Annotated in this window: 20 protein-coding genes and 1 tRNA gene; 8 read left to right on the forward strand and 13 right to left on the reverse strand. The window is 68.9% G+C overall.

Annotated elements, in window-relative coordinates; all coding sequences use genetic code 11:
• Positions 1-22: 22 nt before the first annotated feature.
• Complete coding sequence (locus BST38_RS17500; protein ID WP_083144633.1) at positions 23-820, forward strand: 3-keto-5-aminohexanoate cleavage protein; 798 nt, start codon at positions 23-25, stop codon at positions 818-820.
• Here the strand turns inward: BST38_RS17500 and BST38_RS17505 are convergent.
• Complete coding sequence (locus tag BST38_RS17505) at positions 810-1,256, reverse strand: cupin domain-containing protein (protein ID WP_083144634.1); 447 nt, start codon at positions 1,254-1,256, stop codon at positions 810-812. The genes BST38_RS17500 and BST38_RS17505 overlap by 11 nt on opposite strands.
• A 26-nt stretch (positions 1,257-1,282) precedes the next feature.
• On the opposite strand from BST38_RS17505, the gene BST38_RS17510 reads away from it, so the two are divergent.
• Both BST38_RS17510 and BST38_RS17515 read left to right on the forward strand, forming a co-directional pair.
• Positions 1,283-1,702 (forward strand): hypothetical protein, encoded by a 420-nt coding sequence (locus BST38_RS17510; RefSeq protein WP_083144636.1) that lies wholly within the window; start codon positions 1,283-1,285, stop codon positions 1,700-1,702.
• A 28-nt stretch (positions 1,703-1,730) separates the two neighbouring features.
• Positions 1,731-2,327: a GNAT family N-acetyltransferase gene (locus BST38_RS17515; RefSeq protein ID WP_083144678.1), complete on the forward strand. Its 597-nt coding sequence runs from the start codon at positions 1,731-1,733 to the stop codon at positions 2,325-2,327.
• 10 nt (positions 2,328-2,337) lie between these two features.
• Here BST38_RS17515 and BST38_RS17520 read toward each other — a convergent pair whose 3' ends face one another.
• From BST38_RS17520 to BST38_RS17535, 4 genes are all read right to left on the reverse strand, one after another.
• Positions 2,338-2,787, reverse strand: a complete 450-nt coding sequence (locus tag BST38_RS17520; RefSeq protein WP_083144637.1) for an Hsp20/alpha crystallin family protein — start codon at positions 2,785-2,787, stop codon at positions 2,338-2,340.
• 147 nt (positions 2,788-2,934) lie between these two features.
• On the reverse strand, positions 2,935-3,792 hold the full coding sequence (locus BST38_RS17525; RefSeq protein ID WP_083144680.1) for a winged helix-turn-helix transcriptional regulator: 858 nt from the start codon (positions 3,790-3,792) through the stop codon (positions 2,935-2,937).
• Between the two features lie 30 nt (positions 3,793-3,822).
• Entirely contained in the window at positions 3,823-5,361 is a 1,539-nt protein-coding gene (locus BST38_RS17530) for a carotenoid oxygenase family protein (RefSeq protein ID WP_083144639.1), read from the reverse strand.
• Positions 5,358-6,578, reverse strand: a complete 1,221-nt coding sequence (locus tag BST38_RS17535; RefSeq protein ID WP_083144640.1) for an acetyl-CoA acetyltransferase — start codon at positions 6,576-6,578, stop codon at positions 5,358-5,360. The genes BST38_RS17530 and BST38_RS17535 overlap by 4 nt, the downstream gene beginning before the upstream one ends.
• A 186-nt stretch (positions 6,579-6,764) precedes the next feature.
• Between BST38_RS17535 and BST38_RS17540 the strand changes: the two genes are divergently transcribed.
• Positions 6,765-7,451: a GAF and ANTAR domain-containing protein gene (locus tag BST38_RS17540; RefSeq protein WP_083144681.1), complete on the forward strand. Its 687-nt coding sequence runs from the start codon at positions 6,765-6,767 to the stop codon at positions 7,449-7,451.
• A gap of 68 nt (positions 7,452-7,519) precedes the next feature.
• Here BST38_RS17540 and BST38_RS17545 read toward each other — a convergent pair whose 3' ends face one another.
• From BST38_RS17545 to BST38_RS17560, 4 genes are all read right to left on the reverse strand, one after another.
• Positions 7,520-7,942, reverse strand: coding sequence for a tautomerase family protein (locus BST38_RS17545; protein WP_083144683.1), 423 nt, complete (start codon positions 7,940-7,942; stop codon positions 7,520-7,522).
• A gap of 31 nt (positions 7,943-7,973) precedes the next feature.
• Positions 7,974-9,587 (reverse strand): benzoylformate decarboxylase, encoded by a 1,614-nt coding sequence (gene mdlC / locus BST38_RS17550; RefSeq protein WP_083144684.1) that lies wholly within the window; start codon positions 9,585-9,587, stop codon positions 7,974-7,976.
• Positions 9,588-9,845: 258 nt separating this feature from the next.
• Positions 9,846-10,493, reverse strand: coding sequence for a porin MspA (mspA, locus tag BST38_RS17555; protein ID WP_083144641.1), 648 nt, complete (start codon positions 10,491-10,493; stop codon positions 9,846-9,848).
• 226 nt (positions 10,494-10,719) lie between these two features.
• Positions 10,720-10,792: transfer RNA gene (locus BST38_RS17560), tRNA-Arg, on the reverse strand.
• A gap of 151 nt (positions 10,793-10,943) precedes the next feature.
• Between BST38_RS17560 and BST38_RS17565 the strand changes: the two genes are divergently transcribed.
• Genes BST38_RS17565 through BST38_RS17575 form a run of 3 tightly spaced genes read left to right on the forward strand, consistent with a single transcriptional unit; the run spans position 10,944 to position 12,507 of the window.
• Entirely contained in the window at positions 10,944-11,624 is a 681-nt protein-coding gene (locus BST38_RS17565) for a hypothetical protein (RefSeq protein WP_083144685.1), read from the forward strand.
• Positions 11,621-12,238, forward strand: coding sequence for a cytochrome c oxidase subunit 3 (locus tag BST38_RS17570; RefSeq protein WP_083144642.1), 618 nt, complete (start codon positions 11,621-11,623; stop codon positions 12,236-12,238). The genes BST38_RS17565 and BST38_RS17570 overlap by 4 nt, the downstream gene beginning before the upstream one ends.
• Positions 12,238-12,507: a cytochrome C oxidase subunit IV family protein gene (locus BST38_RS17575; protein ID WP_083144643.1), complete on the forward strand. Its 270-nt coding sequence runs from the start codon at positions 12,238-12,240 to the stop codon at positions 12,505-12,507. Before BST38_RS17570 ends, BST38_RS17575 begins: the two co-directional genes overlap by 1 nt.
• Here BST38_RS17575 and BST38_RS17580 read toward each other — a convergent pair.
• Positions 12,492-13,328: an LLM class F420-dependent oxidoreductase gene (locus BST38_RS17580; protein WP_083144645.1), complete on the reverse strand. Its 837-nt coding sequence runs from the start codon at positions 13,326-13,328 to the stop codon at positions 12,492-12,494. The genes BST38_RS17575 and BST38_RS17580 overlap by 16 nt on opposite strands.
• 135 nt (positions 13,329-13,463) lie before the next feature.
• Between BST38_RS17580 and BST38_RS17585 the strand changes: the two genes are divergently transcribed.
• A complete protein-coding gene (locus tag BST38_RS17585) occupies positions 13,464-14,558 on the forward strand; it encodes a glutamate--cysteine ligase 2 (RefSeq protein WP_083144686.1) in 1,095 nt (364 codons plus the stop codon).
• 9 nt (positions 14,559-14,567) lie between these two features.
• Here BST38_RS17585 and BST38_RS17590 read toward each other — a convergent pair whose 3' ends face one another.
• Genes BST38_RS17590 through BST38_RS17600 form a run of 3 tightly spaced genes read right to left on the reverse strand, consistent with a single transcriptional unit; the run spans position 14,568 to position 16,701 of the window.
• Complete coding sequence (locus tag BST38_RS17590) at positions 14,568-15,284, reverse strand: anti-sigma factor (protein WP_083144646.1); 717 nt, start codon at positions 15,282-15,284, stop codon at positions 14,568-14,570.
• A complete protein-coding gene (locus BST38_RS17595; protein ID WP_083144648.1) occupies positions 15,281-15,874 on the reverse strand; it encodes a sigma-70 family RNA polymerase sigma factor in 594 nt (197 codons plus the stop codon). The genes BST38_RS17590 and BST38_RS17595 overlap by 4 nt, the downstream gene beginning before the upstream one ends.
• Positions 15,862-16,701, reverse strand: coding sequence for a DUF1365 domain-containing protein (locus BST38_RS17600; protein ID WP_083144649.1), 840 nt, complete (start codon positions 16,699-16,701; stop codon positions 15,862-15,864). Before BST38_RS17600 ends, BST38_RS17595 begins: the two co-directional genes overlap by 13 nt.
• Positions 16,702-16,736 lie beyond the last annotated feature (35 nt).

Below are 16,736 nucleotides of genomic sequence, written 5' to 3' on the forward strand. Positions count from 1 at the left end.
GCGCGCGGACCAGGATGGGGTCATGTCGGACACCGCCGAACCCCGAACCCCGAAGATCGCCTTGACCCCGGAGATCGCCTCGACCCCGGAGATCGCCTTCACCCCGAAGATCTATGTCAAGGCATGCATCAACGGTGCCCGCACCCCCGATCAGCACCCGAACCTGCCGGTCACCCCCGAGCAACTCGCCGCGGAGGCTGTGGCCGCGCACGCCGCGGGTGCGCGGGCGGTGCACATGCACCCCAAGGACCGCGACGGGGTGGATTCGCTGCGCGCCGCCGAGGTCGACGCCGCGGTCGCCGCGGTGCGGCACGCCGCGCCGGGCCTGCCGGTGGGCGTGACGACCGGGTTCTGGGCGCTGCCCGACGCGGGTCAGCGGCGCAAAGCGGTCGAGGAGTGGAGCGTGCTGCCTGACTTCGCGTCGCTGAACTGGCATGAGCCGGGGTCCCCGGAGCTGGCCGAGTTGCTGCTGAGTCGCGGGCTGGGCGTCGAGGTCGGCATCTTCCACGCCGAGGCCGCGCGGTCCTGGGCGGCCTCGGACATCAAGCGGCACTGTATGCGGGTGATGGTCGAGCTGGGTGCCGACGGCGACGTCGCCACCGCGGACGAGATACTCGGCCTGGTCGCGGCCGCCGGGTCGCCCGCGCCGGTACTGCTGCACGGGCTGGACGAAAGTTGTTGGCCGCTGCTGGAACACGCCGGGGTGTGCGGTGTGCAGACCCGCATCGGGATGGAGGACACCCTGGTGCTGCCCGACGGGTCGGTGGCCGACGGTAACGCCGCGCTGGTCGCGGCCGCGGTCGAGCTGCTCAGTCGGTAGGGGCGCCGAGCGCGAAGTCGGCGAAGTCGAATCCGGGCACGACGACGCAGCTGACCAGATACGGCTGGTCGTCGCGGGGGCGGGCCCGCTGCCAATGCCCCGGCGGCACCACGAACTGCGGGCTCTCGCCGGCGAGGATGTCGGCGCCCAGCAGATGTGTTTCCGCGGTCTCCTGGTGTTGCCCCACCTCCAGGAGCAGCGGGCCGCCGGAGTGGTACAGCCACAGCTCGGCGCTGCGCACCGTGTGCCAGGCCGACTGCTGCCCCGGCATGAGCAGGAACAGGATCGCGGTTCCCGCGCTGCGGCTGCCGGAGTACTCGGGCGGCAGCACCGACTGAGGCACGGTCAGGTCGCTGCGCCAGGTCTCCCGGAACCATCCGCCCTCGGGATGAGGGGAGAGGTCGAGCCGACGCGCCCATTCGGGAAGATCGCTCATCGGCTCACCCTAGTAGTCTTCTGCGCATGTCTCGCGCGCTTCCGGGGTGGCTTGTCGCGCTGTGCGCGCTGTTGGTCGCGATATGCGGCTGGCTGCCGTGGCTGACGTCGTCCGAGGGCGGGGGCCGGGCCAACGCGATCGGCGGCGTGGCGGGTGCGATGCCGGTGCCGCCGCCGGGATTCGGGGTGGGGCAGCTGATCGTGCTGTTGTCCTCGACACTGGTGGTGGCCGGTGCGATGGCTGCCCGCGGCATCTCCGGACGGCTGGCTTCGACGGCGGCGCTGGCGATCTCGGTGGTGCTGGTGGTGCTGGCGGTCTGGTTCTACCGGCTCTACGTGTACCCGCCGGTGACGGCCGGATACGGCCTCTACGCGGCGGGCGGTGTCGCGCTGGTTGCGGTGCTGTTGTCGGTGTGGGCGATGCTTGCGGCGTGGGCATCCCGATGAGCGCTTGCGCGAAGAGCAGAAGATCCCGATGAGCGGTTTCGTGCAACCCGTCACGCTGACGGGGCGGCGCGGGGTGACGCTGGACCCTCTTGCCCGCGAGCATCTTCCGGAGATCGAGGCGGCAGCCGCCGACGGTGAACTCGGCAGGCTCTGGTTCACCGCCGCCCCGAAGTCCGGCGCGGCAGCCGACTGGCTCGACGTGAGATTGGCGGCGCAGTCGCCGGACACCGGACTGACGTTCGTGGTGCGCGATCGTGCCGGTGCGCTGATCGGGTCGTCGAGCTATCTCAACGTCGACGGCCCGAACCGGCGACTGGAGATCGGCGCCACCTGGTATGTCGACGCGGTGCGGCGCACCGGTGTCAACTCCGAGACGAAGTTACTGATGCTGTCCCACGCGTTCGACGAGTTGGATTGCGTCGCAGTGGAATTCCGCACTCATTTCTTCAACTCGGTGAGCCGCACCGCGATCGAGCGCCTCGGTGCCAAGCTTGACGGTGTGTTGCGCAGCCATCAACTGCTGCCGGACGGTTCACGCCGCGACACCGTCGTGTATTCGATTCTCGACATCGAGTGGCCGGCCGTGCGGTCCAATCTGGAATTCCAGTTGGACCGGCACGGCTGACCGGCCGGGATCACCCGGCGTCGACGGTGGTCGCCTCGATCGAGGTCTGCGAACCGGCGTGGTTGATCTCGATCTTGCGCGGCTTGGCCTTCTCGGCGACCGGAATCGTCACCGTGAGCACGCCGTTCTCATAGGTGGCCGAGATCGCCGAGGTGTCGATGCCGTCGCCGAGCGTGAGCTGACGACGGTACGTGCCGTAGAAGCGTTCGCTGGCCAGCCATTGAGCGGAGTCCTCGGAACGCGCGGTGCGGTGCGCCGAAATCGTCAGCATGCCGTTGTCGACGTTCACGTCGACCGAACCGGGATCGACACCTGGCAGATCGGCGGTCAGCACGTAGTGGTCGTCGACCTTGCACAGATCCATCGGCATGAAGCGCGGCGCGCGGTTGGATCCGGTCTGGCCCGCGAGCAGGCCCCGGGTCAGAGCATCGAAATCACTGAACGGATCAAAGCGGAGCACAGCAATCCACCTCCCTGCGATACTCAGAGCCCGCCACCCTGGCGGGCGACCAAATCACTGTGCACCAGCAAGATTAGCACTCGAGGTAGGGGAGTGCCAGCCCGGTTTCGGGTCGAATTTCTGCGGGCTCGGCCACCGTCTCGGCCCTTACGGCACCGCGATGATCTGTCCGGCGCGCAGCCGCTTGCCGCACTGATCGCAGTCGAGCGCGGGGGTGAAGGTGCGCCCGCACGCCGTATGGGTCAGCACCACCGCGGGGCCTTCGGGGGACGGGAACCAGCGTTGTGCCCACGTCAGCGCGCACACCAGTACCGGAAAGAACGCCAGCCCCTTGTCGGTCAGCTGGTAGCGCGCGCCGTCCTGAACGAGGATGCCCTCGTCGGTGAACACCGACAGCCGGCCCGCGATGGTGGCCGGTGGCGCACCCAACTGCGCCTGGAAGTCGGTGAACCGGCGGACCCCGACGAACGCCGCGACCAGCAGCGCGAACGCCCACTGGTCGCCGACCACGCTCATCGTCTGGGGGAACAGCAGCGCGGCACCCGAGCGCCTGCCGCTGGAGCGCCGGCGGTTGCTGCCCGACGGGATCGACCGCTGCCAGGAGCCGCTCGGACCCCACTGCGCGGCAACGTCTTTCCCGCCGGCGGGCGCACCGCACGCCCGGCACGTCGTGACGGGCTGGAACGCGCTGGCGCATGCCGAGTGGTACATGCGGGGCAGCGGTTCGGCGTGCTCGGGCACCCACCGGCGTTCCCATTCCCAGATCGAGGTCAGCATCGGCCACAGTGATCGTCCCTTCGCGGTCGGCAGGTATTCCGACCGCGGCGGGTTGCTCTGGTACTGGCTGCGTTCGAGCAGTCCGTCGGCGGTCAGCGACTGCAGCCGGCCCGACAGCACGGCGTTGGACACCGGCAGTGCCGCCTGGAAATCACCGTAGCGCCGCGCCCCCAGAAGCGCGCGCTGCACGATGAGCAGCGTCCACTCGTCGCCGAGCAGACTCAGCATCCGGGCGACGGCGTTGGGCGCCCCGGTCAACTACAGGCCGATCGCGCCCGCGGCGGAGTCGCTCTTGCGCCACCGCGGAAGATCCGATCCCGGCGCCCACGTCGAGTGGGTGCCGCTGGAAATACGCTCCGGCAGTTGCAGTTTGACGACCGGACCATCGCCGACCCGCGCGGCGTCGAACACCAAGCAGTAGGACGCGTCGGTGTTCATGTCGGTGGTGAGGGTGACGAGGTAGCCGTCGTCCTCGCCCGAGCCGCCGACACGGGGTGCCATGGCCGTCTCGCTGCCGAACACGCCGTCCTCGAACGTGTACTTCTGTTCGGTGCCGGTGTGCAGATCGTGTTTGACCAGCCCGTCGAACAGGAACCAGCCGGGCTTGCCGGTGGCGGCGTAGGTGTAGCGGTACGGCCGCCCGGCGTACCCGGGGTTGATCATGCCGAACTCGGTGAGGCTGTCCGACAGCCGTTCCTCGCGGGCCTGTCCGGTCTTGAGGTTGAACCGCCAGCGGTGCAGCCGGGTCTGCATGCCGTCCAGCGACAGGCTGCGGAAGATCTGGCGGTACTTTCCGCTCATCCCGTTGTCGACGCCCTCGGTGGGTTCGGGGTCGCCCTGGAAGAACCCGTCGAGCACGATCTCGTCGCCGTCCTCGAAGGCGTTCGGGAAATGCAGCACGTAGGTCGGATCGGTCTCGAACCACATGATCTGCGACGTGTCACCGCGGCGGGGGATCACCGCGAAACGCGACGGAACGTCGCGGTGGAACCGCGGCAGATGGATGTTGTGCTCGAGCAGCGACGCATCCCAGAACAACGGAAAGTCGTTGAGGATCACGTAGTTCTCGGTGAAGGCCATGTCGTGCGGCAGGCGCGGGCCGGGCAGCGGGACGTCGACGTTGTGCACCACGTCGCCGGCGGGGCTGACCACGCCGTAGCGCATGAACGGCGCCTGCTTGCTGTAGTTGAAGAACAGCAGCTCGCCGGTGTGGTCGTCGACCTTCGGATGCGCGGACACTCCCCAGTCGTTCGGGAAGCCGCCGTTCCAGTCCTCCTTGCCGAGCGCGTCGCCCGAGCACGGGTCGATCTTGTACAGGTCGCCGCACTGGTAGTGACTGGTCAGCGCGACTCCGCGATGCACGATCACATCGGTCGACGATGCGTCCTTCATCAAGGTCCGCGCGCCCCAGCCGTAGTCGACCCTGGCCGCTTCGATGGGCTCGGCGATGCCGGGCCACAGCGGGCCGCCGGCCTCGTCCTCCGCGGCCAGGCCGTCGGTGCGGACGAACCGGTTGCGGTAGAACGCCTTTCCGTCCCGGAACCCGACGATGTGCAGCATGCCGTCACCGTCGAACGGGTGGTAGTACTTCAGCGCCGGGTGTAGCGGGTTCTCGGTGTTGCGCAGGTACACCCCGTCGAGATCGGCCGGGATCTGGCCTTCGACGACAGGCAGGTCGTCGTGGTCCCACTCGGTGGTCTGTGGACGCCACGGCCCGGTGCGGTACGGATGGTCGTCGTCCTCGGGCAGCGTCGACAGGAACTTGGCGACGACCTCGGGGTGGGTGCTGATGCTCATGGTGTCCTTCCGACGACGAAACTGACCGTGGTGGCGGTGCTGCCGCCGAAGTTCAACGTGCCGAACGTTTTCGCGTTCTCGACCTGGTACTCGCCGGCGGTGCCGCTGACCTGGCGGGCCGCGTCGAGCAGCATCCGCACCCCGGAGGCCCCGACCGGGTGGCCGCCGCCGATCAGCCCGCCGCTGGGATTGATGGGCAGCCGGCCGCCGATCGCGATCTCGCCGTGTTCGATCGCCTGCCAGGACAGGCCGGGTTCGGTCAGGCCGATGTGGTCGATCGCCAGGTACTCGCTGGGGGTGAAGCAGTCGTGCACCTCGAACCCGTGTACGTCGTCGAGGGTCACCCGGGCCCGGCCGAAGGCGTCCAGCACCGCGGCGCGGACGTGCGGGAACACGTACGGGTCCTCGGCGGAGTGCTCGAGCTTCTGGCGCAGTCCCAGCCCGACGGTGCGATGCCCCCAGCCCTCGATGCGCCCGATCGGCCGCGCGGTCGGATGGTCCTTCAGCCACGCGTCGCTGACCAGCACGATGCCCGCGCCGCCGTCGGTCAACTGGCTGCAGTCCAGCCGGCGAAGAACACCGTCGACGACGGGGTTGAGGGTGTCGTCGGCAGGCGGCGGGGACGGCACCGCCCACTCCCGGGTCTGGGCCAGGGGGTTGGCGCGGGCGCTGGTGAAGTTCAGGTCGGCGATGGCACGCAGGTGCGTCTCGTCGAGGCCGTAGCGGCGGTCGTATTCGGCGGCGACCGCGTTGAACATGTGCGGCCACATGTATTTCGCGTCCTGGCCCTCATGTCCGGTCCACGCCGCGGCGCCCAGGATCGACGTCGCGGTGTCGCCGGGCACCGTCTTCTCCAGCTCGACGCCGACGACCAGCGCGCTCCGGTACGCCCCGGAGCGCAGATCGGCGATCGCCGCCAGCGTCGCCACGCTGCCGGACGCGCACGCGGCCTCGTGCCGCGACGCCGGCACGTCCCAGAGCCCGTCGACGACGGTGGCCGGCATGGCGCCGAGATGTCCCTGGTGGGTGAACAGTTCCCCGAACGCGTTGGCGACGTGCACGACGCCGATCTCGGCGGCGTCGACCCTCGCGTTCTGCAGCGTCGCAGACACGACCTCGCGGGTCAGGTCGGCGAAATCCAGGCCCTCGCGCTGGTAGTTGCGCGCGAAGTCGCTCTGGTAGCCACCCAGGATCCAGACGTCGTCGGCGGAGCTCACCCCCGCACCGTACTACAACTAACAGAGTGACTGCTGACGGGCGGTCTCGCCGGCTTCTTGTCTGAACCGACGAGACCTTGACAGAGACTGTGGTGACCACCGCCTCCGTCCCACGCCTGCATTGCCCACCTCCCCGGGGCGCAAACCCTGCAATCGCAAAGCGAAAGGGTGGGTATCTCTGTGATCATGACCGAGCTTCCCACCCATGAGCTCGCCCGGCGGATGGCCGAGTTGGCCCGTCTGGTCGCCACTCCGCGCCGTGTCGAGGATGTGCTCTCCGACGTGACCGCCGAGGTGATGGCGCTGATACCCGGCACCGACGCCGCCGGGGTGCTGTTGGTCGGTAAGGCGGGCCGCTTCGAATCGGTCGCCGGCACCTCCGAGTTGCCGCACCGCCTCGACGAGCTGCAAATGATGTACAGGGAAGGGCCGTGTCTGGATGCGGCCCTCGATGAGCTGGTGGTGCGGACCGACGACTTCCGCACCGAGAGCCGCTGGCCCCGCTACGGCCCGGCGGCTGTCGAGATCGGGGTGCTCAGTGGCCTGTCGTTCAGGCTGTACACCAGTGGTCAGGCCGCGGGCGCGCTGAACCTGTTCGCGCTGAGGCCGAACGCGTTCGACGAGGAGGCCGAAACGATCGGGGCGATCCTGGCCGCGCACGCCGCCGCGGCGATCCTGGCCAGCCGGCAGAGCGAGCAGCTGGAGTCGGCGCTGTCCTCACGCGACCGCATCGGTCAAGCCAAGGGCATCATCATGGAGCGCTACAACATCGACGACGTCGCCGCGTTCGACATGCTGCGCAGGCTCTCGCAGGACAGCAACACCAAACTCGTCGACATCGCGTCGAAGGTCATCGAGACCAGGGGGTCCTGACGCCCGCACGCAAAAGCCCGCCCCCGGCGGGACGCCGGGGGCGGGCGACTCGGGATCGCCGAGTCTGTCTATCGGTGAACGGTAGGTTGGCCGTTCTTGATCGACGCGACCCAGTCGGCTTCGTGGCCGGGGTCGGGGAGCAGCCGTCCGAGTTCGACGGCGAACCGGGCCGGGCTGCTCTGGAACACCACCACCACCCGGTCCTCGGGTACCGACGTGAATTCGGTGACAGCCGAGGCGATCTCGAGGGCGAGGCGGCTGGTCTCCTCTTCGTCGTGTCCTTCGCGGACCCAGCCGTTGACCAGCACCGGGGCGGCGGGCTCGCCGCCGGCGTAGACGTTGTCGACCGGCAGCTCCTGGTAGACGACGTTGACGTAGGTGGCGGGCACGTGGTTGATCTCGGAGTGGATGCGGCCGATCTCACCGGCCAGGCTCGCCTTGGTCTGCGAACTCAGCATCCCCACGGTGGTGGTCAGCGTGTAGACGGGCATGATCATCAGTCCTTTCGGGTCGCTGGGGCGCTCAGCTCAAGCCCGCGTCCTGCGGGCGGGTGGGGGCGACGATCACGGTGGGCCCGTCTGCGGCCACCGCAGCGGCGAACTCGCGTTCGAGCTCAACGGTGTCGTTGACCGTCACCGCGCGGCAGCCGAATCCCTTTCCCAGAGAGGCGATGTCGAGTCCCGGAAGTTCCAGGCCCGGGACGTTCGGAGTCTGCTCCAGTTCGGCGAAGGACTTCAGCACCGAGTACTCGCCGTTGCGCAGCACCACGAACACGATCGGCAGCTTGTGCTGGGCGGCCGTCCAGATGGCCTGGATCGAGTACTCGAAGGAGCCGTCGCCGATGGTCGCGACGACGGTGCGCTTGACGCCGCGTTCGCGGTCACCGAGCGCGATGCCGACCGCACCCGGCACACCCCAGCCGATGCCGCCGCTGCCGGTGGCGAAGAAGCTGGCCGACTGCGTGGTGGGCAGCCACCGCTTCTGGTCGAGCATCGTCGAGGTGGATTCCATGACGACCACCGCATTGTCGGGCTTGTAGGTGCCCAGCACCTGGTAGACGGCGTTGGCGGTCATCGGGGCGGTGGTCTCGGCCTCCTCGACGGGGATCGGGGACAGCGGCGGCGTCACCGACGCCTGGTCGTGGCCGTCGATCATGTCGATCAGCTCGTCGAGCGCGACCTTGACGTCACCGAGCACGCTGTCACCGACCGGCGCCACGGCCGACAGGTGCGGGTCGGCGGTCAGCTGCAGCAGTTCGGTGCCCTCGGGCAGGATCTCGCCGGCGATGTAGGGGTAGTAGCGGAACACCTGCGCGCCGACGACGATGACGAGGTCGTGCCCGTAGACCGCCTGGTTGACGCCGGCGATGGACATCGGCAGCTGGCCGGCCCACAGCTTGTGGTTCTCCGGGAACGAGATACGGTCGGGCAGCGCGGTTCCCAGCACGGGGGCGCCCAGCTTCTCGGCGAATGCGACGCCGGCGTCCCAGGCTCCGCTGCGGTCGACCTCGGGGCCGATCACCAGCAGCGGGTTCTTCGCGCGGTTGATCCGGTCGGCGAAGTCGCGCAGCCGGGCGCGGTCGGGTTCGGAGTGATGGCTCGCGGTGCGGACCACGGCGGGGCCGAGCGCGGGCTTGTCCCAGTCGTCGAGCGGGATGGACAGGAACACCGGGCCCATCGGCGGCTGCATCGCCACGGTGTAGGCCTGCATGAACGCCGCGGGCACGTCCTCGGCCCGGGCCGGTTGATAGGCCCACTTGACCCAGGGCTGCGGCATCATCGTCTCGTCGCGGTTGGCCAGGTACGGGTCCATCAGCAGCATCTCGCGGGTCTGCTGGCCGGCGGTGACGATCATCGGGGTGTTCGACTTGTACGCCGCGACCAGGCTGCCGATCGCGTTGCCGGTGCCCGCGGCGGTGTGCAGGTTGACCAGCGCGGGCTTGCCGGTGGTTTGCGCGAAGCCGTCTGCCATCGCGAGCACCGAGGCCTCCTGCAGGCCCAGCACGTAGGTGAAATCCTGGGGGAAGTTCTTCAGAAACGTCTGTTCCGTCGATCCGGGATTGCCGAAAACTGTTGTCAAACCCAGCTTACGGAGCAGATCGTAGGTGACTTCGTGGACGGTCTTGGCATCGGACATCGGGCTCACCGGACTTTCCTGTGGATGGTGGTGACCTGCGATCGGCTGGCCGCAAGTTCACAGAGAACTCTGGTCTGGATCACCGGTGAAGTCGTCAACGGTGACCACCATCTACAGCTGTGGAAATCGGCAGAGTCGACTACCTGCTGGCCGGTAGTCGGGCTGCGGGGCGCAATTGTGGGGCCTGTGCACGCAACAGGCCTCGATCGCGTGCACAGGCCCCACAGTCGCGTACGGCCTCGTGTGGGATCCGCTGTGTCAGTTCATGTTCCACGGCTGGCCGTAGGTGCTGACGCTGTCGCCGGTCGAGGAGATCAACCGGGCGAACGGACGCAGCAGCACACCACCGGCGGCGCCGGTCACGGTGCCGTGAGCGTTCGAGACGACAACCGAACCACCGGGGCCGGCGACGTCGACCGAGAAGGTCGCGACTTCCTGGATACCGGGGCCGTTACCGAGGTCGGCCGAGATCGAGACACCGGGGAGCAACGGCGGGGTCACGATGGAATTGAGGAAACCGAAGTCGGGGTCACCGACCGGGACGAAGCCGAAGCCGTCGTAGGCGATGTTGGGCGTGGTGTAGCTGAAGTTGATGCCCACACCCAGCGACCAGGGGAAGCCGACCTGGTAGCCCAGCTCCAGCGTGCCCTCGAAGTCGTCGGCGCCTTCACCGGCCACGATGTAGCTGGCCTTGCCGGAGTGGAACCACTCACGGGTCAGGCGGTTGCGGTCGAGCGGGAACACTCCGTTGAGGAACGTGTCCCACTGCTGGATGGTCAACGTGCGGCCCTGACCATCGACCACGCTGAGCTCGTTGTCCAACCCGGCGTGAGAGGTGCCGGTGCTCACGAACAATGCCGCGACGGAGGCCACCGTCGCGATCAGCACCCGAGTGATTGCCTTCATGATCTCCCTCAATAGCGCTGTCGAGCCCTGGTGCCCTGGAAGATGTTCGTGCCGGGTTTCTCGTTCACGAGGAACATAACGGGGACGCATCGGACCGGCAACAGGTGGCGCCTGTGATGTGGCGGGGTGTGTGCTGCGCGCCGCCTGCTGAGTATTCGCCGGCGCCCCCAAGGGCCCCACACGTGAAAAACCGCGGCTATTCCGATGTCTTGCGACATCACATAAGTGCCCCCGGCAGGATTCGAACCTGCGACACCGGCTTTAGGAGAGCCGTGCTCTATCCCCTGAGCTACGGGGGCAATGACGCTGGGAGCTTACCTGCCCGACGGGCGCAGCCCACAATGCCGATCGCCCGGTATGGCAAAAGTGTCAAAACTTCGCGTCGTGGCCGGTAGCGTGCCTGCTGTGGAGCTGACACTGCAACGCATCGGCGCCTGGGCCGGCACGGTCATGATCCTTCTCTACGGCGCCAGCTTCTCCGGTATCGCGCAGCTGTTCCCGCCGCTGTCGCCGGCGTCCTCGGCCGACGAGATCGCGGCGTTCTTCGTCGAGCACAAGCTCTGGATCCGCTTCGGGGTGTCGGGCGCGCTGCTCTCGGCGGTGCTCGCGCTGCCGTTCCTGGCGGTGATCGTGCTGCGCATCCGCAGGGCCGAGGGCGGCTGGGGCATGCTGTCGATGACCCAGCTGATGGCCGCGACGGTGTTCGTCCCGGCGCTGCTGTTCCCGCAGTTCTTCCTCGGCGTGGCGGCCTACCGCCCGGCGGAGCGCTCGGCCGAACTGACCCAGGCGCTCAACGACGTGTTCTGGCTGTGGTTCATCGGCATCGTCGGCACCATCATCATCCAGAACATCACGCTGGCCATCGCCGCGTTCGTCGACAAGACCGACCCGCCGACGTTCCCGCGCTGGTACGGCTACCTGAACCTGTGGGTCGCGACGCTGTCCCTGCCGGGTTGCGTGGTCGTGGTGTTCAACGACGGGCCGCTGGCCTGGAACGGCGTGTTCGCGTTCTACATCCCGGGGCTGGTCCTGGTGGTGTGGCTGTTCGCCACCACCGCGGTGATCTCGAAATCGGTCAAGGCCGAGCAGGTGGCCCGCTCGGCCGGAATCGCCGAGGCACAGCCGGCGTGACGGAGACATCCTCACCGCCGCGCGACGCGCGGCGGATCCCCGGCGAAAGCGGCACCTGGGTCTTCCTGTTCGGCGACATGCTCGTCTTCGGCGCGTTCTTCGTCACCTTCCTGGTCGAACGGGCCACCGCGCCAGAGGTTTTCGACGACGCCCGCACCACGCTGCACATCGGCGTCGGCGTGCTCAACACTCTGGTGCTGTTGACCAGCTCGCTGTGTGTGGTGTTGGCGCTCAACGCGTTACGCGCGGGCATGCGGCCGATCGCGGCCAGGGCGGTCGCGGCGGCGATCGGCTGCGGTGTGCTGTTCATCGCTCTGAAGGTCTACGAGTACGTCTCCCTGGGCACCGCGGGTCACGGACCCGGCGCCAACGACTTCTACCTCTACTACTTCATCCTGACCGGTCTGCACCTGTTCCATGTGTGCCTCGGCCTCGGGGCACTGTCCTTCGTGCTGAGCCAGACCCGCCGACGAGCGCTCGCGCGAGGAGCCGACGGGTTCCGCGCCGAACTGAGTGCCACCCGGACCGCGTTGGTCGAAGGCGCTGCCTGCTTCTGGCATCTGGTGGACCTGCTGTGGATCTTCCTGTTCGCACTGCTGTACCTGGTGAGCTGATGACCGTCCTGACCCTGCTGAATAACCGCGCCGGCGCCAGCTGGCTGTTCCTGGTCGCCGCGACCGTCGTCTCCTGGGCCGTCGGCGCCGAACACGGCACCGGCTCGACGGTGGCGGTGCTGGTGCTGGGCATCGCCGCGATCAAGGTGCGGCTGGTCGGCCTCGATTTCATGGAGCTGAGACACGCCCCGGTCCCGCTGCGCGCGGCGTTCGAGGTCTACTGCGTCGGGATCTGGGCGTTGCTGTCGGCGCTCTATCTCTGGCTCTGACGCAGCACCTCGATCACCGTGCCGAACGCCTCGGCGTGGCGCATCTGCACGATCAGGTAGCTGATGCCGTAGACGTCGCGATACCGGATGATCTGCTCGGCGATCTGCTCTGTCGACCCCGACAGCACGCCCGGGTGCCGCAGCAGTTCCTCGTCCGACAGACCCGGCAGCGAGATCCGGGGGATCGTCAGGTCGGGCCGGCCCGAGTCGTCGACCGGCATCGCGGTGATCGCGAGGTTGAGCTCCAGATCGTCGAACCGGTCCCCGGCCGCGTCCCGGACGAACGCGATCCGCTCGGCCAGCGGGTCCCGGTCGGCGGTCGCGGCACGGTCACCGCCGGTGAACCCGATGATGTCGGCGACGCGTGCCGCGGTGCGCAGCACGCGATCCCCGTTGCCCGCGATCATGAGCGGCACGTCCGGCAGCTGCGCGGCCATGTATTCGGCGGTCGCCCTCAGGTGGTCGACGCGTTCACCCGCGCTCGGGAACGGGATCCCGGCGGCGTCGAACTCCTCCTTCACGTACCCGGTGCCCAGCCCGAGTTCGAACCGGCCGTCGCTGAGGGTGTGCAGGGCCTCGACGTCGCGCGCCAGCAGCGCGGGGCGGTAGAACGCCGAATTGACCACGAACGTGCCGACGCGCAGCGTCGAGGTCGCCATCGCGATGGCCGTCATCACCGGGAACGGCGCCGGGCCACCGAGGTGGTCGGGAACCTGCAGGACGTCGAAGCCCAGCGCTTCGGCACGGCGCGCGCTCTGTTCGAGATCCGTGCGCGACCGGACGCGGGTGACGCCGACGCCGAAGCGGAATTCCTTTGCCACATTGTGATCGTAGGGGCAGGTTTGAAGCGGAATGGGCTGGGGCATATACGCATCGGCTTTCTTCACCCCGATCCGGCCCGTCGTCGAACTATCCGACGGGCCGGATCAATATTTTGGACAGTGATCAGCGCAGACATGACAGACATCCCCACGCTCGGTGTCGAGGAGGAGTTCCTTCTCGTCGATCCGGGAACCGGCCAGCCGGTCGCGCTCAACCGCGAGGTCGCCGACCGCGCCGCGACCGGCGGCGTCGACCTGCAATTGGAGCTGACCAGCTGTCAGGTCGAGACCGCCACCGATGTGGTCCGGACCACCGGTGATCTTCGTGACCAGCTGGTTCACCTGCGCCGCACCGCGGCCGAGGCCGCCGTCGACGCCGGCGCGCGACTTCTCGCCGTCGGGCTGCCGCCCACGCTGCCGCACGAGTTCCCGGTCACCGACACCCCGCGCTACCGCGACATCGGGGAACGGTTCGGCATGATCGCCCACGAGCAGGGCATCTGCGGCTGCCACGTGCACGTCGCGGTGCCCGACCGCGACGCCGCCATCGCCGTCGGCAACAGGTTGCGGCCGTGGTTGCCGCTGTTGCTGGCGTTGACCGCGAACTCGGCGATCTACCGCAACGCCGACACCGGTCACGCGAGCTGGCGTTCGGTGTTGTGGGCGCGCTGGCCCAGCGCGGGCCCGCCCCCGCACTTCGAGTCGGCCGACGAATACGACGCGGCCGTGCAGATGCTGTGCCACTCCGGGGTGATCCGCGACGACGCCATGGCCTATTGGGACGTCCGGCCCTCTGCGCGCTTCCCGACCGTCGAGATACGCGTCGCCGACGTGCCCGCGACGGTCGACGAGACGGTGCTATTCGCAGCGCTGGTCCGGGCCTGCGTGATGACCGCCCTCGATGACGAACGCCGCGGCGCCCCGGTGCGGCCGCTGGCGCCGTACGCGCTGAAGGCCGCGTACTGGAAGGCCGCCCGCAAGGGCATCGACGGCGACGGCGTCGACCTGGACGACCACGCCGCCGCGCCGATACCGGAGCTGCTCGGGCGTCTCGCCGAGCGCGTCGGGCCCGCGCTGGACGCCGCCGGCGACCGGGACCTGGTCATCGACGGGCTGGCACGCGTCGCCGAACACGGCAACGGCGCCAGCCGCCAGCGGCGGGCGTGGGCCCGCCGGCACGATGTGGACGACGTGCTCGCCGAGGCTGCCGCCGCGACGCTGGAGACCTGAGCGGCGGCGTCAGACCAGCGGCAGTTCGGCGAACACCGGGCTGGTGGGCCGTGTCGACCCGCCCGGCGGCTCGATCGTGAAGGCCAGGGTCTGCGACGACCCGAGATCGGGCAGCACCGCCGTGGTCGACGGCGCCACCGACTCGGAGTCCATCGTTCCCGCCGAGTGCGGCCCGTCGGCGCCGATCAGCCACATCTGGTAGACCGTGCCCGGTTGCGGCGGGCTGACGTTGTTCATCACCAGCACACCGGAATTGCGCTCGCGGGAGAACACCACCGTGGCGGTGCCGCCGCCCGGGATCTCCCCGGAGACCGTCCGGACGTCCGGGGCGGCGAAGATCTGCTCGGCGGGGGAGATCGTCGCCGCGGGCCGCAGCGCGTAGCCGACGACGAGCGCGCCGACTCCGATCACCACTGCCGCCGCGGCGGACAACACCACCCGCGACCACCGCCGCGACCGCTGCTGTGCGGGCAACGTGACCACTCGGTCGTCGGCGATCTCGTTGAGGATCCTGTCTCGCAGCTCGGCCGGTGGTTCCACCGCGGTGGCGGCCGCGAGCGCCGCCATCGTCTCGCGCACCGCGCGCACTTCGGCGGCGAACGCCTCGGCGGCGTCGCGCGGCGCCCCGGCGAGTTCCCGGTCGATCGCCGCGGCTTCGGCGTCGCTGACCGCGTACAGCGCATACGGCGTGGCCAGCGACAGAAGGTCACCCTGTGGATTCGTCATGCCACCCCCAGACATCTACGCAGGCCACGGATTCCGTCACGCATCCGGGACTTGATGGTCGCAAGGTTCGTGGCGAGCCGCTCGGACACCTGAACGTAGGTCAGACCGTCGTAATACGCGAGGTGGATACATTCGCGTTGGGTGTCGGTCAGCGAGTCCAGGCAGTCGGCCACCCGCTGCCGCTCGTCGCGCAGGATGGCGGTGTCCGAGACATGGTCCGTCGGCGGCTCGGTGGTCGCGGCGCCGTAGCGGGCGTCCCGCGAGCTTGCCGCCTCCTCGGAGCGGACCCGGTCGACCGCGCGCCGGTGCGCCAGCGTCAGCAGCCAGCTCAGCGGCGAACCGGCCGACGGGTCGTAACTGGCCGCGGTGCGCCACACCTGGAGATAGACGTCCTGGGTCGTCTCCTCGCTGTAGCCGGGATCGCGCAGCACCTTGGAGACCAGGCCGAACACCCGCGCGCGCGTCTGGTCGTAGAGGGCTGCGAAAGCTTCGGCATCACGCTGGGCCACCTGGCGCAACAGTGCGTCGAGTTCGGCGGTCACGAGCGGTAGCCTAGCTCCCACCAGCGTCGATATTGTCACTGTGCGCATCGCAGCGTGGACCGCCGCGATGGACGCGCCCCCACCGGGACTCCTTTCAGCCGCAGCATGGCGCCCTGGATCCGCATGCTCAGCGCGTCCATCAGCGGGGCCGCCGGCGCCAGCAGTTGCAGCGCGACGATCTGGCGCGAGGTCGCCGGCCGCAGGTCACCCCGCACTGTCGCGACGAACGCCGGCGTGTCGCCGCGGTGCGACGAGATCTTGATGTCGAGTCGGTCGGCGGGTTCGGGTGCGCGCACCAGATAGTGCCCGCCGACGCCGTCGACGGTCGAGGTGGGAAACCTCTTGTCGACGATCGCGGGGTGATCATCGCCCGATGGCGGAACCAGGTACGCGTGCCGTTCCCCGCGCGGGTTCTGCACCTCTGCCACGACGCACCGCAGCACCCCGTTGGCGTCGTGGCACCAGAACAGCGTCAGCGGGTTGAACGCGAAACCCATGACCCGCGGCTGCATCAGCGCGGTGATCCGGCCGCCCGGCAGGTCGATTCCCTTGCTCTCCAGGAACGCGTCCACCCGGCCGCGCAGGGTGTCGGCGTCGCCGGCGGCCCACAGGTGGTCGCGCGCCTCGAACCGGGCGAACGGACGCAGCCACCGCGGGACGCGAGGCAGCGCGTCCAGGTCGACGAACCAGCTGTAGCTGCTGCGCTCGAAATAGTGCTGCACGGGGTGTCGCCGCAGGTGGGTGATCCGCGTGCGGTACAGCGCCGCGACGCGGGCGCCGGGGGCGGTGACGTCGCGAGCCGGCCGGAGGGTCGTGCGCCGCGGCGGCGCCGGGGCCGCGACCGCCGGCCGAGTGGCGGTGCAGGTGGGGTTCACATCCTGTATTCGGAGCCGGCCGCCGTCCGGATGGG

Source organism: Mycolicibacterium parafortuitum (assembly GCF_002086815.1).
In the GTDB taxonomy this organism is placed as follows: Bacteria; Actinomycetota; Actinomycetes; order Mycobacteriales; family Mycobacteriaceae; genus Mycobacterium; species Mycobacterium parafortuitum.

Bases quoted from the DNA above. Each gene is read 5' to 3' on its own strand.
- BST38_RS17500 (WP_083144633.1), top strand. From the start codon at position 23: ATGTCGGACACCGCCGAACCCCGAACCCCGAAGATCGCCTTGACCCCG.
- BST38_RS17595 (WP_083144648.1), bottom strand. From the start codon at position 15,874: ATGCGCACAGTGACAATATCGACGCTGGTGGGAGCTAGGCTACCGCTC.
- BST38_RS17515 (WP_083144678.1), top strand. From the start codon at position 1,731: ATGAGCGGTTTCGTGCAACCCGTCACGCTGACGGGGCGGCGCGGGGTG.
- BST38_RS17585 (WP_083144686.1), top strand. From the start codon at position 13,464: ATGACAGACATCCCCACGCTCGGTGTCGAGGAGGAGTTCCTTCTCGTC.
- BST38_RS17590 (WP_083144646.1), bottom strand. From the start codon at position 15,284: ATGACGAATCCACAGGGTGACCTTCTGTCGCTGGCCACGCCGTATGCG.
- BST38_RS17545 (WP_083144683.1), bottom strand. From the start codon at position 7,942: ATGCCCGTCTACACGCTGACCACCACCGTGGGGATGCTGAGTTCGCAG.
- mspA (WP_083144641.1), bottom strand. From the start codon at position 10,493: ATGAAGGCAATCACTCGGGTGCTGATCGCGACGGTGGCCTCCGTCGCG.
- BST38_RS17525 (WP_083144680.1), bottom strand. From the start codon at position 3,792: ATGCTGAGTCTGCTCGGCGACGAGTGGACGCTGCTCATCGTGCAGCGC.
- BST38_RS17510 (WP_083144636.1), top strand. From the start codon at position 1,283: ATGTCTCGCGCGCTTCCGGGGTGGCTTGTCGCGCTGTGCGCGCTGTTG.
- BST38_RS17575 (WP_083144643.1), top strand. From the start codon at position 12,238: ATGACCGTCCTGACCCTGCTGAATAACCGCGCCGGCGCCAGCTGGCTG.
- BST38_RS17540 (WP_083144681.1), top strand. From the start codon at position 6,765: ATGACCGAGCTTCCCACCCATGAGCTCGCCCGGCGGATGGCCGAGTTG.
- mdlC (WP_083144684.1), bottom strand. From the start codon at position 9,587: ATGTCCGATGCCAAGACCGTCCACGAAGTCACCTACGATCTGCTCCGT.
- BST38_RS17565 (WP_083144685.1), top strand. From the start codon at position 10,944: ATGATCCTTCTCTACGGCGCCAGCTTCTCCGGTATCGCGCAGCTGTTC.
- BST38_RS17505 (WP_083144634.1), bottom strand. From the start codon at position 1,256: ATGAGCGATCTTCCCGAATGGGCGCGTCGGCTCGACCTCTCCCCTCAT.
- BST38_RS17530 (WP_083144639.1), bottom strand. From the start codon at position 5,361: ATGAGCATCAGCACCCACCCCGAGGTCGTCGCCAAGTTCCTGTCGACG.